Source organism: Saccharopolyspora gregorii, assembly GCF_024734405.1.
GTDB lineage: Bacteria > Actinomycetota > Actinomycetes > Mycobacteriales > Pseudonocardiaceae > Saccharopolyspora_C > Saccharopolyspora_C gregorii.
The window spans coordinates 4,235,570-4,250,206 of the sequence record NZ_CP059556.1 but is presented as its reverse complement, the minus strand read 5'-3'; the positions used below and the strand labels follow the sequence as shown (position 1 = coordinate 4,250,206).

15 protein-coding genes are annotated in these 14,637 nt (G+C 72.2%); 12 read left to right on the top strand and 3 right to left on the bottom strand.

What is annotated here, in order from left to right; translation table 11 throughout:
- Window positions 1-19: 19 nt before the first annotated feature.
- Window positions 20-700: an NUDIX hydrolase gene (locus H1226_RS18415; protein WP_309148742.1), complete on the top strand. Its 681-nt coding sequence runs from the start codon at window positions 20-22 to the stop codon at window positions 698-700.
- Between the two features lie 663 nt (window positions 701-1,363).
- Here the strand turns inward: H1226_RS18415 and H1226_RS18410 are convergent.
- Complete coding sequence (locus H1226_RS18410; RefSeq protein WP_258341838.1) at window positions 1,364-1,912, bottom strand: DUF1707 domain-containing protein; 549 nt, start codon at window positions 1,910-1,912, stop codon at window positions 1,364-1,366.
- Window positions 1,913-2,125: 213 nt separating this feature from the next.
- Between H1226_RS18410 and xerD the strand changes: the two genes are divergently transcribed.
- The 6 genes from xerD to H1226_RS18380 all read left to right on the top strand — a co-directional run bounded on the left by xerD (window position 2,126) and on the right by H1226_RS18380 (window position 7,488).
- Window positions 2,126-3,076, top strand: a complete 951-nt coding sequence (gene xerD, locus H1226_RS18405) for a site-specific tyrosine recombinase XerD (protein ID WP_258341837.1) — start codon at window positions 2,126-2,128, stop codon at window positions 3,074-3,076.
- 128 nt (window positions 3,077-3,204) lie between these two features.
- A complete protein-coding gene (locus tag H1226_RS18400; protein ID WP_224958163.1) occupies window positions 3,205-4,146 on the top strand; it encodes a ParA family protein in 942 nt (313 codons plus the stop codon).
- Window positions 4,147-4,180: 34 nt separating this feature from the next.
- On the top strand, window positions 4,181-4,567 hold the full coding sequence (locus tag H1226_RS18395) for a hypothetical protein (RefSeq protein ID WP_258341836.1): 387 nt from the start codon (window positions 4,181-4,183) through the stop codon (window positions 4,565-4,567).
- Window positions 4,568-4,602: 35 nt separating this feature from the next.
- Window positions 4,603-5,463 (top strand): segregation and condensation protein A, encoded by an 861-nt coding sequence (locus H1226_RS18390; RefSeq protein WP_425565780.1) that lies wholly within the window; start codon window positions 4,603-4,605, stop codon window positions 5,461-5,463.
- Complete coding sequence (gene scpB, locus H1226_RS18385; protein WP_373689960.1) at window positions 5,460-6,722, top strand: SMC-Scp complex subunit ScpB; 1,263 nt, start codon at window positions 5,460-5,462, stop codon at window positions 6,720-6,722. Before H1226_RS18390 ends, scpB begins: the two co-directional genes overlap by 4 nt.
- Complete coding sequence (locus H1226_RS18380; protein WP_224958165.1) at window positions 6,715-7,488, top strand: pseudouridine synthase; 774 nt, start codon at window positions 6,715-6,717, stop codon at window positions 7,486-7,488. The genes scpB and H1226_RS18380 overlap by 8 nt, the downstream gene beginning before the upstream one ends.
- Window positions 7,489-7,729: 241 nt before the next feature.
- Here the strand turns inward: H1226_RS18380 and H1226_RS18375 are convergent, their stop codons facing one another.
- Window positions 7,730-8,908 carry a cation:proton antiporter gene (locus tag H1226_RS18375; RefSeq protein WP_224958167.1) on the bottom strand — a complete coding sequence of 393 codons (1,179 nt, stop codon included), beginning with the start codon at window positions 8,906-8,908 and terminating at the stop codon, window positions 7,730-7,732.
- Window positions 8,909-9,043: 135 nt separating this feature from the next.
- Window positions 9,044-9,526 (bottom strand): cation:proton antiporter regulatory subunit, encoded by a 483-nt coding sequence (locus H1226_RS18370; RefSeq protein ID WP_224958169.1) that lies wholly within the window; start codon window positions 9,524-9,526, stop codon window positions 9,044-9,046.
- A gap of 210 nt (window positions 9,527-9,736) precedes the next feature.
- On the opposite strand from H1226_RS18370, the gene cmk reads away from it, so the two are divergent.
- From cmk to H1226_RS18345, 5 genes are all read left to right on the top strand, one after another.
- Window positions 9,737-10,459 carry a (d)CMP kinase gene (gene cmk, locus H1226_RS18365; protein WP_224968397.1) on the top strand — a complete coding sequence of 241 codons (723 nt, stop codon included), beginning with the start codon at window positions 9,737-9,739 and terminating at the stop codon, window positions 10,457-10,459.
- Window positions 10,456-11,145 (top strand): lysophospholipid acyltransferase family protein, encoded by a 690-nt coding sequence (locus H1226_RS18360; RefSeq protein ID WP_224958174.1) that lies wholly within the window; start codon window positions 10,456-10,458, stop codon window positions 11,143-11,145. The genes cmk and H1226_RS18360 overlap by 4 nt, the downstream gene beginning before the upstream one ends.
- Window positions 11,142-12,608: a ribosome biogenesis GTPase Der gene (der, locus tag H1226_RS18355; protein ID WP_258341835.1), complete on the top strand. Its 1,467-nt coding sequence runs from the start codon at window positions 11,142-11,144 to the stop codon at window positions 12,606-12,608. Before H1226_RS18360 ends, der begins: the two co-directional genes overlap by 4 nt.
- A 123-nt stretch (window positions 12,609-12,731) precedes the next feature.
- Window positions 12,732-13,397: a response regulator gene (locus tag H1226_RS18350; protein WP_258341834.1), complete on the top strand. Its 666-nt coding sequence runs from the start codon at window positions 12,732-12,734 to the stop codon at window positions 13,395-13,397.
- The gene (locus tag H1226_RS18345) at window positions 13,394-14,542 is read left to right on the top strand and encodes a sensor histidine kinase (protein WP_258341833.1); all 1,149 of its coding nucleotides are present in this window, start codon (window positions 13,394-13,396) and stop codon (window positions 14,540-14,542) included. Before H1226_RS18350 ends, H1226_RS18345 begins: the two co-directional genes overlap by 4 nt.
- Window positions 14,543-14,637: the final 95 nt, after the last annotated feature.

The following is a 14,637-nucleotide window of genomic DNA, read 5'->3' as shown; positions in this document are numbered from 1 at the left end:
CGGCCCGTAGGGTGACGCCGTGAGCGCAGCGAATACGAACGGCACGGGTAGTGGTGGTGGCGACGTCCAGCGGACCGACGGCACGCACGAGTTCGCCACCGTCGCGTCCCAGGACGTGTACGTGGGCAAGATCCTCGCGTTGCGGGCCGACGAGGTCGCGATGCCGGGCGGTGGCCAGGCGCGGCGCGAGGTCGTCGAGCACCTCGGTGCGGTGTCGATCGTCGCGCTCGACGCGGACGACCGGGTCGTGCTGATCCACCAGTACCGGTACCCGGTGGGGCGGCGGCTCTGGGAGCTGCCCGCCGGGTTGCTCGACGTCGCGGGGGAGGACCCGTTGCGCACCGCGCAGCGGGAACTCGCCGAAGAGGTCGGACTCGCCGCCGAGGACTGGTCGGTGCTGGTGGACATCGCTTCGTCCCCGGGCTTCACCGACCAGAGCGAGCGGGTGTTCCTGGCCCGCTCCCTGACCGAGGTGGGCAGGCCGCCTGCCGCCGGTGACGAGGAAGCGGACCTGGTGGTGCGCCGCGTCCCGTTCGACGAGGCGCTGCGGATGGTGTTCGCCGGGGAGATCGTGAACGCTCCCGCGGTGTCCGGACTGCTGGCGGCGGCCGCGGTCCGGTCCGGTCGTGCCGAGCCGCGGCCCGCGTCGGCGGAGTGGCTCGACCGCCCGCACCGGTTGGCCGAGCGGTTGCCCGGCTGACGGGAAGCGGTCCCGCGCAGAGCTGATGTGCAGCGCCCCACTCGATCGGTCGATCGAGTGGGGCGTTCGGCTGTGCGCAGTCGGTTCCGGCGCAGAGGTGCCCGGTGCCGGTGCGCGTGGACGGGATGGAGGGCCCGCCGCCGCGCTGATCTCGATTCCACTCGCAGGCCCGGGACCGCGGGAAACTCCGACGGCCGGTACCGGGGGACTCGGCAGCAGGGACGACATGTCACCTGTCGCTTCGAGTTGATCTTGCAGCTGTTCGTGCGGCAGCCGCACCCGGCGAGCGACGCCATCCCGACGCCCAGCCTCGATTCAATCGCCCGATCCATGTCGAGGTCCGCTCGCCCGGACACCCGCCCCCGCCCGGCAGCCGGTCCGATCCGGTGGTCCGGTCCGGTGGTTCGGTCCGGCCCGGTGGTCCGGTTCGGCCCGGTGATCCCGCCCAGTCCGCCGGCACGGCCCGATCCGGCGGCCGGGCCCCGATACGGTCGGCCCCGCCTCCCGATCCGATCACCCGGCTTTCTCCGGGCACCGGCTCCATCCGGGCGTTCAGACGCGGACCGGAGTCCTACGCCCCCCGGCGGATCGACCCGTGCGGTTCGCCGCCGATCGGATGCCGGCCCGAACGCTCCCGCGCCGCACCACCCGAGCACGACCGGCTCAGGACCGCAGCACGCGCCCGTTCGAGTCGGTGCTCTCGGTGCTGAGGATGACGATCCCGTCGATCACGCACCAGATGATGGAAGCGATGGTGCCCAACCCGCAGAAGATCAACCCGCCGAGGGTGAACAACAGCAGCTGCGCGACCGCGATCCCGGTGTGCCCGGTGTAGAACCGCCCGACCCCGAACGGCAGCAGGATCTGCAACAACCCCGCCCCGAGCTTGGACTTGTCGGACAGCGCGACGTCCTCGTACGGGTTCCGCGGCATGCCGTACGGCATCGGGGCGCCCTGGCCCCAGCTCGGCCCGGGTGGGGGAGGTGCCGCCGGGTAGGGGGCCGCGCCTCCGGCGGGGCGGGGCGCGGGCAGGTCGGTGAACAGGGCCACCAGGTCGTCGCCGGTGACCGCGCGGGTCGCCTGGTCGACGCGTTCCTCGTACTCGCCGAGGCTCAGCCTGCTCAGGGAGTAGTGCTCGCCGAGCGCTTCGATGGCCTGCGCCCGCTCGTGGTCGCCGATGCGCATCCGGCCGGGATCGTACGGGGAAGTCACGGTGATCAGGCTAGTCGAACCGGGCCGCTCGGAATGGCGATTCGGAGCGGGTCGGCATGCTTTCGGGCTAATCGCGCTTGCTCCGTTCTCTCGTTGCGGGATACGCACTGCTCGCGGTCGGGAGTCCTTCGGCACCATGGCGGGTGGCCGGAGTTCCGGCGGTGCGGCGGCTTACGCTGCGACCTGTTCGTTTCGCGCAGAGGAGTTCGGCCCGTGAAAGCCTTCGAGGACCTTCCCGAGGGATTGCGCACCGCCTGCTCCGGTTTCCTGGACCACTTGGCGGTGGAGCGGGGCAGCGCCCGCAGCACCTTGGATTCGTATTCGCGAGATCTGCGCCGCTACGGCGGGCACTTGGCCGGTTCGGGAGTGCGCGCGTTGCGCGAGGTGACCGCGTCGCACTTGGCGGAGTTCGCCGCGGAATTGCGCGAGGGCACGGACGAGCACCCGCCGCTCGCGCCCTCCTCGGCGGCGCGGGCGCTGGTCGCGGTGCGCGGCCTGCACCGGTTCGCCCACGCCGAGGGGTGGGTGGACGCGGACGTCGCGCGCGAGGTGTCGCCGCCGAGCCCGGCCCGCCGATTGCCGAAGGCGTTGCCGGTGGCCGACGTGCTGCGGTTGCTGGACGGGGCGAACAGCCGGGACGTGCGCGGACTGCGGGACCGGGCGCTGCTGGAACTGCTGTACTCCTCGGGAGCTCGGATCTCGGAGGCGGTGGGGCTGGACGTCGACGACGTGAACTCGGCGGAGCGCACGGTGCTGCTCAACGGCAAGGGCGGCCGGCAGCGGCTGGTCCCGATCGGGCGTCCCGCGTTGGAGGCGCTGGATGCCTACCTGGTGCGGGCGCGGCCGGTGCTGGCCGCCCGCGGCAAGGGCGACGCGGCGGTCTTCCTGAATTCGCACGGCGGCAGGTTGTCCCGGCAGAGCGCGTGGAACGCGTTGAAGTCCGCCGCCGACCGGGCGGGGATCAGCAGCGCGGTGTCGCCGCACGTGCTGCGGCATTCGTTCGCCACCCATCTGCTGGAAGGCGGAGCGGACGTGCGAGTGGTGCAGGAATTGCTCGGGCACGCCTCGGTGACGACCACGCAGGTGTACACGCTGGTCACGGTGAACACGTTGCGCGAGGTGTACGCGACCGCCCATCCGAGGGCGTTGCGGCGGGACCCGTGAACCCGATGGAGTGGGGTGGAACGCATTTCGCCGGTGCTCGGCGAGGCGCGTTGCCGCTGGTCGCGAATGCCACTTAGGCTGCGCTCGATCGGTATGATCGTCGCCGGCAGACAAGGAGTCCTAGCGCCATGTCGACACCGCAGCCCTCCGCCGAAGGGCGGTCCCGGGGCGCGGTCGACCTGAGCATCGCCCCGCACAAGCCCTCGGCTTCGGGCGGTGAGGCCGAGTTGTCGCCGGACGCGAACATCGGCCCGACCGGCCGCCCGCGCAGGCACGTCCCGGAACCGCCGCTGCTGGACCGGCACGGCCCGGCCTCGGTGCTGGCCATGTGCAACCAGAAGGGCGGCGTCGGCAAGACGACGTCGACGATCAACCTGGGTGCCGCGCTCGCCGAGTACGGGCGCCGGGTGCTGCTGGTGGACTTCGATCCGCAGGGTGCGCTCTCGGTCGGCCTGGGGGTGCAGCCGCACCAGCTGGACCAGACGATCTACAACGTGATCATGGAGCGGTCCGTCGACATCCGGGACGTGGTGATGTCCACGACCGTCGAGGGCATGGACCTGCTGCCGAGCAACATCGACCTGTCGGCCGCCGAGGTGCAGCTGGTCGCGGAGGTGGGCCGCGAGCAGACCCTGCAGCGCGTGCTGTTCCCGGCGATGAAGGAGTACGACTTCATCCTGGTGGACTGCCAGCCGTCGCTGGGCCTGCTGACGGTGAACGCGCTCGCCGCCGCGGACGGCGTGATCATCCCGTTGGAGTGCGAGTTCTTCAGCCTGCGCGGGGTGGCCCTGCTGATCGACACGATCGAGAAGGTGCAGGAGCGGCTGAACCCGAAGCTGGAGATCAGCGGCATCCTGGCGACCATGTTCGACCCGCGGACGTTGCACTCCCGCGAGGTGATGGCGCGCGTGGTCGAGGCGTTCGGCGACGTCGTCTTCGACAGCGTGATCAACCGGACGGTGCGCTTCCCGGAGACGACGGTCGCCGGGGAGCCGATCACCCGCTGGGCGCCGCGTTCCGCAGGCGCGCAGGCGTACCGCTCGCTGGCGCGCGAGGTGATCGCGCGGTGACGGTTCCCGTGCGATCCGCTGTCGGGGAGGGCGCGTGAGGCGTCGTGCCGAGCTGCCCGGTGCGTCCGAGCTGTTCCGGACCACGGCGCGCGCCTCCGAGCTGCCGGAACCACCTGCCGAGCCCCGGATCGAGCCCGCCCCCGGCGCCGGTGCGCGTGCGGCCGAGCCGGGCTCCGGCGGATCGCGGGGCAGGTCGGGGTCGGGACGCCGCAAGCACGATGCGAAAATCACCGTGTACGTCTCCGATGAGGAGTTGCTGGCGTTGGAACAGGCCCGGCTCGCGCTGCGCGCTGAGCACGGCATCGCGGTGGATCGCGGCAGGGTCGTGCGTGAAGGGGTGGCGATGCTGCTCGCTGATCTTGAGGCGCGGGGTGCGGATTCGGTGCTGGTGCGCGAATTGCGGCGGGAGTCCGGCGAGTGACCGACTCCGTTCCCGGCGGGGTCGATGCTGTTGAGGTGCAGGACGAGGCCGACGCCGAGGCTCCGGGCGTGGCCGCCGCGGAGGAAACCGCCTCGACCGGGCGGTTCACGGTGCGGCTGGACAACTTCGAGGGCCCGTTCGACCTCTTGTTGCAGTTGATCTCGCAGCACCAGTTGGACGTCACCGAGGTGGCGCTGCACAAGGTCACCGACGAGTTCATCGCCTACACCAAGGCGTTGGGCGAGCATTGGAACCTCGACGAGACGACCGAGTTCCTGGTCGTGGCCGCGACGCTGCTGGACCTGAAGGCGGCCCGGTTGCTGCCCGCCGCCGACGTGGAGGACGAGGACGACCTGGCGCTGCTGGAGGCGCGGGACCTGCTGTTCGCGCGGCTGTTGCAGTACCGCGCGTACAAGCAGGTCGCGGCGTTGTTCAGCGAGCTGGAAGCGGGGGCGCTGCGCCGCTACCCGCGGTCGGTGGCGGTGGAGCCGCGCTACGAGAACCTGCTGCCCGAGGTGATGATCGGGGTGGGGCCGCAGCGGCTCGCGGAGATCGCGGCCGCGGTGTTCCGGCCGAAGCCGCCGCCGTCGGTGTCGCTGGACCACATCCACCAGCACCAGGTGTCGGTGCGCGAACACGCCGCGCTGCTGCGGGTGCGGCTGGCCGAGTGGGGCGCGGCGGACTTCTCGGCGCTGGTCGCGGACTGCGAGCACACGGTGGAAATCGTCGCCCGCTTCCTGGCGCTGCTGGAGCTGTTCCGGGAGAAGGTGCTGGCGTTCGAGCAGGAGGATCCGCTGGGCGACCTGGTGGTGCGCTGGGTCGGCGGCAGCCTGGAGGACGCGCGGCTGGCGGCCGAGGCCGACCGGCGCAGCGCGAACGAAGAGGAATACGGGTGAGCGCAGTGCACGACGAAGCTTCCGGTGCGGACGAGGCCGAGCAGGCCGCGGATGCGGCGGTGGCGCCGGAGACCGTGCCGGGGGGACGGACTCGGCCCGCCGAGCCGGGTGACGGCCGGGCCGGTGCCGAGCCGTCGACCGGATCCCGCGTGGTGAGCGGTGAACCGGACGCGGGCACGTCCGCCGGCGACTCGCCCATCGGCGGTGCACCCGTCGGCGACGAGCTCCCCGCGGCCGAGCCCGCCGGTGGCGAGGCCGCTGTGGACGAGATCTCCGCCGCCGAGCCGGGCGCGGAACCGGGCGCCGACACCGACGACGCCGAGCCGGGCACTCCCGAGCCGGGCACTGCTGGACCGAGGGCTGCCGGACCGAGGGCTGCCGAGCCGGGGTCTGCCGAGTCGGACGACGCCGGACTGGACACGGCTGAGCCGGGAGCCGCCGAGCCGGACGACGCCGGGACGGGCACTGCCGCGCCGGACGACGCCGACTCCACCGGCGACGAGTCCGCGACCGGAGAGCCGTCCGCCGACGAGCGGTCCGGAACCGACGCCATCGACACCCCGCCCACCGGAGCCGAAGACCCGGCGGCAGATCCGGCCGAGGTAGCGCCCGGAACCGGCCAGGCCGAGGACGGGCGCCCCGCGGGCTCCGAACCCGAGGACGACGCCCCGGCCCGGTCCGACGCGGCCGTCGCGGTGTCCCGCACCCCGCCGGACCTGACCGAGGACGACGCCCTGGACTCCGCGCTGGAGGCCCTGCTGCTGGTGGTCGACGTCCCGGCGGGGGAGGAGCTGCTGGCCGACGTCCTGGACCAGCCCGTCGCCCGCATCCGCACCGCGCTGCAGCGGCTGGCCAGCGGCTACGAGGAGGCCGGGCGGGGCATCGACCTGCGCCGGGTCGGCGAGGGGTGGCGGTTCTACACCAGGGAGACCTACGCGCCGTACGTGGAGCGCTACCTGCTCGACGGGCAGCGCGCGAAGCTGACCAGGGCCGCGTTGGAGACGCTCGCGGTCATCTCCTACCGGCAGCCGGTGACCCGGGCGCGGGTGGCGGCGGTACGCGGTGTCAACGTCGATGGCGTCATCCGTACCCTGGTGGGGCGCGGCCTTGTCGAGGAGGCCGGTACCGACCCGGAGACCGGCGGGTTCCTGTACTGCACGACGGAGCTGTTCCTGGAACGGCTCGGCCTGTCGTCGCTGAAGGACCTTCCGCCGCTGGCTCCCCTGCTGCCTGAAGTGGATACGATCGACGATGTCTGAACACCGTGCCCCGGCTTCTTCCTCCGCCGCGGATGCGCAGCCGGAGGGAATCCGCCTGCAGAAGGTGCTGTCCCGAGCGGGGGTGGCTTCGCGCCGCGCCGCCGAGGGAATGATCACCGAGGGCCGCATCGAGGTGGACGGCGAGGTCGTCACCGAGCTCGGCAGGCGGGTGGACCCGGAGAACTCGGTGATCCACGTGGACGGCACCCGGGTCGTCGTGAACGAGGACGTGCAGCACCTGCTGCTGAACAAGCCCAAGGGCATCCTCTGCTCGATGTCCGACGACCAGGGGCGGCCGTGCATCGGCGACTACCTGCGGGAGCGGGACGGCAAGCTGTTCCACGTGGGGCGGCTGGACGTGGACACCGAAGGCCTGCTGCTGATCACGAACGACGGTGAGCTGGCGCACCGGTTGATGCACCCGTCGTACCAGGTCCTCAAGACCTACCTGGCCGAGGTGCCGGGGCCGATCGCGAAGGACCTGGGCAAGCGGTTGCGCGCCGGGGTCACCCTGGACGACGGTCCGGTGAAGCTGGACAAGTTCCGGCTGGTCGACGTGAACGAGGGGCGCGCGCTGGTCGAGGTCGTGCTGCACGAGGGCCGCAAGCACGTCGTCCGCCGGGTGCTGGAGCACGTGGGTCACCCGGTGAAGCGGCTGGTGCGCACCGCGATCGACGAGGTCCGGCTGGGCAACGAGCGTCCCGGCGCGATCCGCAAGCTGGACCGCAAGGAGGTCGGCGCGCTCTACCGGGCCGTCGGCATGTGATCTTCCCGGAGAACCCGCCCCGCTCGGCGAGGCGGGTTCTTCTTCGCCCGACGTGTTCGGAATCTGCGATCGTCTCAGTGCCGGGTGAAATCAATTCGCCGGAGACCCGGAGACGAAGCAGGCCGGGGAGGCGCGGCGACCTGGTGGTCGTCCGGCGTCCCCGGCCTGGACGGGTCCGGCGGCGCTCGGCCGCGCGGGAGACCTCAGCGGGTAGGTGGAAGATCCGCGCCGTGCCGCGGGTTCACGCCTTCGCGGCCTGCTTCCGCGAGACCAGCCTGCGCGCCACCGGCTCCACCACGCGCGCCGCGACCGGCCCGAGGATCGCCATCAGCAGCACGTAAGCGGTGGCCAGCGCGGCCAGCTCGCCCGAGACGGCGCCCGAGGCGACCGCGAGGCCGGCGATGACGATGGAGAACTCACCACGGGCCACCAGCGCCGCACCCGCGCGCGCCCGGCCCATCTTGCCGATCCCCTGGGAGTGGGCGGCGAACCAGCCCGTGCCGATCTTCGTGATCGCGGTGACCACCGCCAGCAGCAGCGCGAAGCCCAGCACCGGCGGGATCTTCGAAGGATCCGTGTTCAAGCCGAACACCACGAAGAACACCGCGGCGAACAGGTCGCGCAGCGGCTCCAGCATCCGCGTCGCGTTCTGCGCCGTGGAACCGGAGATCGCGATGCCCAGCAGGAACGATCCCACCGCCGCCGAGACCTGCAGCTCCGAGGCGATCCCGGCGACCAGCAGGGCCGAACCCAGCAGCCGCAGCAGGAACACCTCGGGGTCGGGGCTGTCGATCAGCGCCGAGACGTAGCGCCCGAACTTCAGCGCCACCACCAGCACGACCGAGATGACGATCAGCGAGACGCCGACGGCGGTCAACCCGCCCAGCAGGCTCACCCCGCCGAGCACCGCGGTGAGGATCGGCAAGTACAGCGCCATCGCCAGGTCTTCGAAGACCAGGATCGACAGCACCACCGGTGTTTCGCGGTTGCCGAGCCTGCCCAGGTCACCGAGGACCTTCGCGATGATGCCGGAGGAGGAGATGTAGGTGACGCCTGCCATCGTCAGCGCGCCGATCGGGCCCCACCCCAGCAGCAGCGCGACGATCGCGCCGGGGGCCGCGTTGAGCACCAGGTCCACCAGACCTGCCAGCCAGGAACGCCGGAGCCCCGTGACGAGTTCGCCAGCCGAGTACTCCAGCCCGAGTAGGAGCAAGAGCAGCACCACGCCTATTTCGGAGGCTAGATGCGTGAACGGCTCGATACCGTGCAGCGGTATTAAGCCGCCGGTTCCGAAAGCGATTCCGCCGATGAGGTAAAGCGGGATCGGTGAGATGCCGATCTTCCAGGCGAGGCGGCCGAGAACTCCGAGACCGAAGAACACCGCTCCCAGTTCGATGAGGGAGATCGCCGTGTCGTGCACCAGTGTTTCCTCTCGCCCTGTCCGAGTACCTGTTCAGTTGTCCCGTGCCCAGAGCGCACGGGGTTCCCGCCCGAGAGCGCGGTGCTCCCGGGCGGTGCGGACGACCATCACCTCGCGGCGTTCGGCGCGGAGCGCCTAGCCGCGTTCGAGGATCTCGCCTGCGGCCCGCAGGCCGTCGGCGGTGCCGACCACGACCACGAGGTCGCCGGCACTGAATTCGAAATCGGGACGCGGTGACGGGTGCACGGTTCCGCCGCGCACCACGGCGACGATCGACGCCGAGGTGCGGGTGCGCATCTCGGTCTCGCCGAGAGTGCGCCCGTCGTAGGGAGAGCCTTGATCGACAGGGAGCTGCCAGGTGTTGATCCCGGCAACCTCGCGCTGCTGCTCGCTCAGGCGGGCCACCAGCTGGGGGGCGCCGAGCAAGTTGGCGAGGGTGTTGGTCTCCTCGGCGGTCAGACCTGCCGAGGCGGCTACCTTGTCCGGGTCGTCGTGACCGGAGACGATCAGCTCGAAGCGTCCGTCGCGATACGTGATCACACCGATCCTGTGCCCGGAACGAGTAACGAAGTCCTGCTGGGTCCCGAGTCCCGGAAGCGGGGTCACTGTGACGTCCACGTGTTCGATCCTAGTACAGGAACCCGCGCGCACGTGCGTGCCCCGCGCGGAACCGGCGCGGAACCGGGGCGGAACGGGCAGCGCGAACGGGTGGTGGGGGCGGCGCGCGCCGGATCCGGACGCGAGTGGGGAACCGCTCGGACCAGCGGGCACAATGGGCTGTTGGTCCGGCGTTTCCTCGGCCGGCGGTGATGAAGGAGGAGACTCGACGTGGCACACGCCGAGCTTCGTGGGGTGGTGGCCCTCGACGGTCCCTCGGGCACTGGGAAATCCACGGTGGCCCGGAAGCTGGCCGCGGCGCTGTCGGCGTCGTACCTCGACACGGGCGCGATGTACCGGGCGGTGACGCTCGCCGTGCTGCGCGCCGGGGTCCCGGTCGCGGACGCGGACGCGGTGGCGGAGGTCGCGGCGGCCTCGCTGCCCGAGATGGGCTCCGACCCGCGGGACCCGGCGGTCTCGATGGCCGGGGAGGACGTGGCGCTGGAGATCCGGGGTCCGGAGGTCACCGGCGCGGTCTCCGCGGTGTCGGCGGTGGCGCGGGTGCGCGAGCTGCTGGTCGCCGAGCAGCGCCGGATCATCGCCGATGCGCTGGCCTCGCCGGGCGGCGTGGTCGTGGAAGGCCGCGACATCGGCACGGTGGTCGCGCGGGACGCGGGGCTGAAGGTGTACCTCACCGCGTCCGCGCAGGCGCGGGCGCGCCGCCGCAGCGACCAGGACGTGGCGGCCGGGCGGCTCGCCGACCTGGAGCGCACCCACGCGGACGTGCAGCGGCGGGACGCGTTCGACTCCGGGCGCGCGGTGTCGCCGCTGCGGATGGCCGAGGACGCGGTGGAGCTGGACACGACGGACCTGGACGTGGCCGGGGTGCTGGACCGTCTGCTGGGGTTGGCGGAGGCCCGCGGGCTGTTCGCCGGAGTGGGGACGATCCGATGAGCGAGCCCGGCGAAGGCGATCTGCCGGAAGGCGCGTCGCGGCGCATGCACCGGTTCGGGCGGTGGATCGGCCGGACCTTCGTGCGGTTGCCGTACCGCACGCACGTCCACCACCTGGACCGGGTGCCGCGGACGGGACCGCTGGTGCTGGTGGCGAACCACAGCTCGCTGATCGACGGTCCGCTGCTGTTCGGAATGCTGCCGCGCGAAGCGGTGTTCCTGGTCAAGCACGAGATGTTCAAGGGCCCGCTGGGCTGGTTCCTCCGCCGCATCGGGCAGATCCCGGTGCGCCGCGGAGAACCGGACCGCACCCCGCTGCTGGCGGCGGTGCGGGTGCTGCGCGCGGGCGGGCTCGTCGCGGTGTTCCCGGAGGGGACCCGCAGCGGCGGTGGCGACGTGGCCAACGCCGAGCACGGGGCGGCGTGGCTGGCGCGGACCTCCGGGGCGCGGATGCTGCCGGTGGCCTGCCGGGGCACGCGCCGTCCGGAGGGACGGGGCCGTAGGCTGCTGCCCAGGGTGGATGTGCTGTTCGGCGAGCCGGTGACGTTGCCGGTCGCCAAGGGGCGCGCCGGGTTGACGGCTGCGACCGAGCAGGTCCGCGACGAACTGGTCGGGCTGATCGCCGAATTGGACGGGCTGATCGCCGGGACCTCCGAAAGCGACGATGCGAGAGGGAAACAAGCGTGACCGAAGAGTCGGTGGGCGGCCCGGAAGACGTGGGTGCGCCGCTCGACGGCGGCCTGGACGGGACGTGGTCGGACGAGGCCGAGTGGGCCGAGTTCGACGGTGTCGAAGGCGCCGAGGAGGACGCCGAAGGTGGTCCGCAGCCGGTGCTGGCGGTGGTCGGCAGGCCCAACGTGGGCAAGTCGACGCTGGTGAACCGGTTGCTGGGGCGCCGCGAGGCGGTGGTGCAGGACAAGCCGGGCGTGACCAGGGACCGGGTGGCCTACGACGCGCTGTGGAACGGCAGGCGCTTCACCGTGGTCGACACGGGCGGCTGGGAGCCGGGCGCGAAGGGCTTGCAGGCCGCGGTGGCCCAGCAGGCCGAGATGGCGATGTCCACGGCGGACGCGGTGCTGCTCGTGGTGGACGCCCAGGTCGGGGCGACCGCGACGGAGGAGGCGGTGGCGCGGGTGCTGCGCCGCTCGAAGCGTCCGGTGCTGGTGGCGGCGAACAAGGTCGACGACGAGCGGACCGCGGCGGACGCCGCGGCGCTGTGGTCGCTGGGCCTGGGTGAGCCGCGGCCGATCAGCGGGTTGCACGGGCGCGGTTCCGGTGACCTGCTGGACGCGATCCTGGACGTGTTCCCGGAGGTGCCGCACGAGCAGTTCGGCGCCACCGGCGGCCCGCGCCGGGTGGCGCTGGTGGGCAAGCCGAACGTGGGCAAGTCGAGCCTGCTGAACCGGCTCACCGGTGAGCAGCGCGCGGTCGTCGACGACGTCGCGGGCACCACGGTGGACCCGGTGGACTCGCTGGTGCAGCTGGACGGCGAGGTGTGGCGGTTCGTCGACACCGCCGGGTTGCGCAAGCGGGTCCGCACCGCCAGCGGCACCGAGTACTACGCGTCGCTGCGCACCAAGGCCGCGATCGAGGCGGCGGAGGTGGCGGTCGTGCTGATCGACGCCTCGGAGCCGCTGACCGAGCAGGACCTGCGGGTGATCGGCATGGTCATCGAGGCAGGCCGGGCGCTGGTGCTGGTGTGCAACAAGTGGGACCTGGTCGACGAGGACCGCAGGCACCGGCTGGACAAGGAGCTGGACCGCGAGATGGTGCGCGCCCGCTGGGCGGAGCGCGTGAACGTCTCGGCGGAGACGGGGCGTTCGGTGGCGAAGCTGGCGCCGGCGCTGCGCACGGCGCTGGAGTCCTGGGACACCCGGATCCCGACCGGGCGGCTCAACTCGTGGCTGTCGGACCTGGTGGCGGCGAGCCCGCCGCCGGTGCGCGGTGGCAAGCAGCCGAAGATCCTGTTCGCGACGCAGGCGCACCCGCGCCCGCCGACACTGGTGCTGTTCACCACCGGTTTCCTGGAGGCCGGTTACCGCCGGTTCGTGGAGCGCAGGTTCCGCGAGGAGTTCGGGTTCACCGGCAGTCCCGTCCGGATCTCGGTGCGGGTGCGCGAGCGCAAGGACGGGCGCAAGGCACGCGGCTGATCGGACCAACGGCCGGGTACTGCACGCAGACCAAGATTGCCTTGCCGATAACCTTCGGTCGGCCCTTTGTACAGGGGGAGGTGACCCAGGGTGCGTGCTGACTCCGCTGCGGAAGGTTCCGCGGTGCGGCCGATCCGCTTGGTCTTGGCCGATGACGAGGTGATGCTGCGGCGCGGCCTGCGGGTCCTGCTGGAGCACGACGGCCTGATCCGGGTCGTCGCCGAGGCCGGTACCGGTGAGGAGCTGCTGTCGGTGGTGCGCACGCACCAGCCGGACGTGGCGCTGATCGACGTGCAGATGCCGGGCAAGGACGGGCTGGCGGCGTTGCGGGAGCTGCGCGGCCTGCCCCGTCCTCCGGTGTGCGCGATGTTGACCACCTTCGACCTGGACGACTACGTGTCGGAGGCGTTGCGCCTGGGGGCGCACGGGTTCCTGCTCAAAGATGCGGAACCGGACGCGCTGGTGCGGGCGGTGCAGGACCTGGCCGCGGGTGGTGCGGTGCTGGATCCGCGGATCGTGGTGCGGTTGCTGCCGCGGTTCCGCTCGATGGGCGATTCGACGCACGAGGTGCGGTTGGTGCGGAGCCTGTCCGCGCGGGAGCGGCAGGTGCTGGAGCTGCTCGGCGCCGGTCGGTCCAACGCGCACATCGGTGACCGGCTGGGGTTGACCGAGGCGACGGTGAAGAGCTACGTCTCGACGGTGTTGAGCAAGCTGGGTGCGGAGAACCGGGTGCAGGCGGCGTTGATCGCGCAGCGCGTCGCGGGGACGGGTGAGGGCGAGCTGCGTTGAGCGGGCCGGCCGGGTTCGGTCGCGAGCGCCTGCTGCTGGACGTGCTCGCGGTGCTGGTGCCGGTGGTGGTGGTGCTGCTGTCGGAGACCGACCAGGCGTGGGCCCTGCCCGCGGCGCTGGTCGCGTGCGCCGGCCTGGTGCTGCGGCATCGGTGTCCGCTGTTGTCGTTGCTGCTGTGCCTGCCCGGGTTGGTCGGTGGGCTCGCGTGGGCGCCGACGTGCGTGGCGCTGTTCCGGTTGGGCCGGGCGTGGTCGAACACGTGGTGGCTGCTCTGCTGCGCGCTGCTGGCGGCGTTGTCCGCGTTCCTGCCGGTGGCGGTCCAGCAGTGGCAGCTGCTGTCCGCGGCGAGCCTGACGATGGCGGCGGTGACGGCGCTGGTCTGCGCGGGGGTGCCGACGGTGATGGGCACGCTGCTGGCGACGCGGGCGCAGCTGACGGCGAGCCTGGACCGGTTGCGGGCGGCGACCGAGTCGGAGCTGCTCGCGAAGGAGGGCGCGGCGCGCGCGGAGGAGCGGTCCCGGATCGCCCGCGAGATCCACGATGCGGTCGGGCACCACGTCACGTTGATCGCGGTGGAGGCGGCGGCGTTGCACGCGAGCAGCGAGCAGGCCGAGGTGCGCGCCTCGGCGACCCGGGTGCGGGAGCTGGCGAAGGAGGCGTTGGGCGAGATGCGTTCGACGCTGGGCCTGGCGGCCGATCAGCGGGACTCGACGAGTGCGCGGGCCATTCCGGAGCTGGTGGCGCGGGCCCGGCGGTCGGGGATCCGGGTGACGCTCAGCGATGAGTGCTCGCAGGCGGTGCAGTTGTCGCCCGGGGTGAGCCGGGCCGTGTACCGGGTGGTGCAGGAGGCGCTGACGAACGTCTCGAAGCACGCGCCGGGCGCGGCGGTCGTGGTGGAGCTGACCGGGGACGACGAGCTGCTGCGGGTCGTGGTGCGCAACGGTGCTCCGGTGCTGGGCGCTCACGCGGGGGTGCTGGGCGCTCACGCGGGGGCGGTGGGGGACGCGCCGGACGTGGGGTGCGGTGGTTCGGGGCTGGCCGGGTTGTCGGAGCGGGTGCGGATGCTGGGCGGCACGCTGGACGCGGTGCCTTCGGACGAGGGGTTCGAACTGCGGGCGGAGATTCCGCTCTCTCCGGCGGCGTGAGCTGCTCCGGTTCGACGTCCGGAGTTCGTGGTGCCGCGTCGTTCCGCCGGTTGCGGGGCCGCCGGCGGGCGGTCGTCGTGGGAGGAGTGCTGCGG

Coding starts and splice junctions, on each gene's coding strand:
- H1226_RS18400 (WP_224958163.1), top strand. CDS start 3,205: ATGTCGACACCGCAGCCCTCCGCCGAAGGGCGGTCCCGGGGCGCGGTC.
- H1226_RS18380 (WP_224958165.1), top strand. CDS start 6,715: ATGTCTGAACACCGTGCCCCGGCTTCTTCCTCCGCCGCGGATGCGCAG.
- H1226_RS18360 (WP_224958174.1), top strand. CDS start 10,456: ATGAGCGAGCCCGGCGAAGGCGATCTGCCGGAAGGCGCGTCGCGGCGC.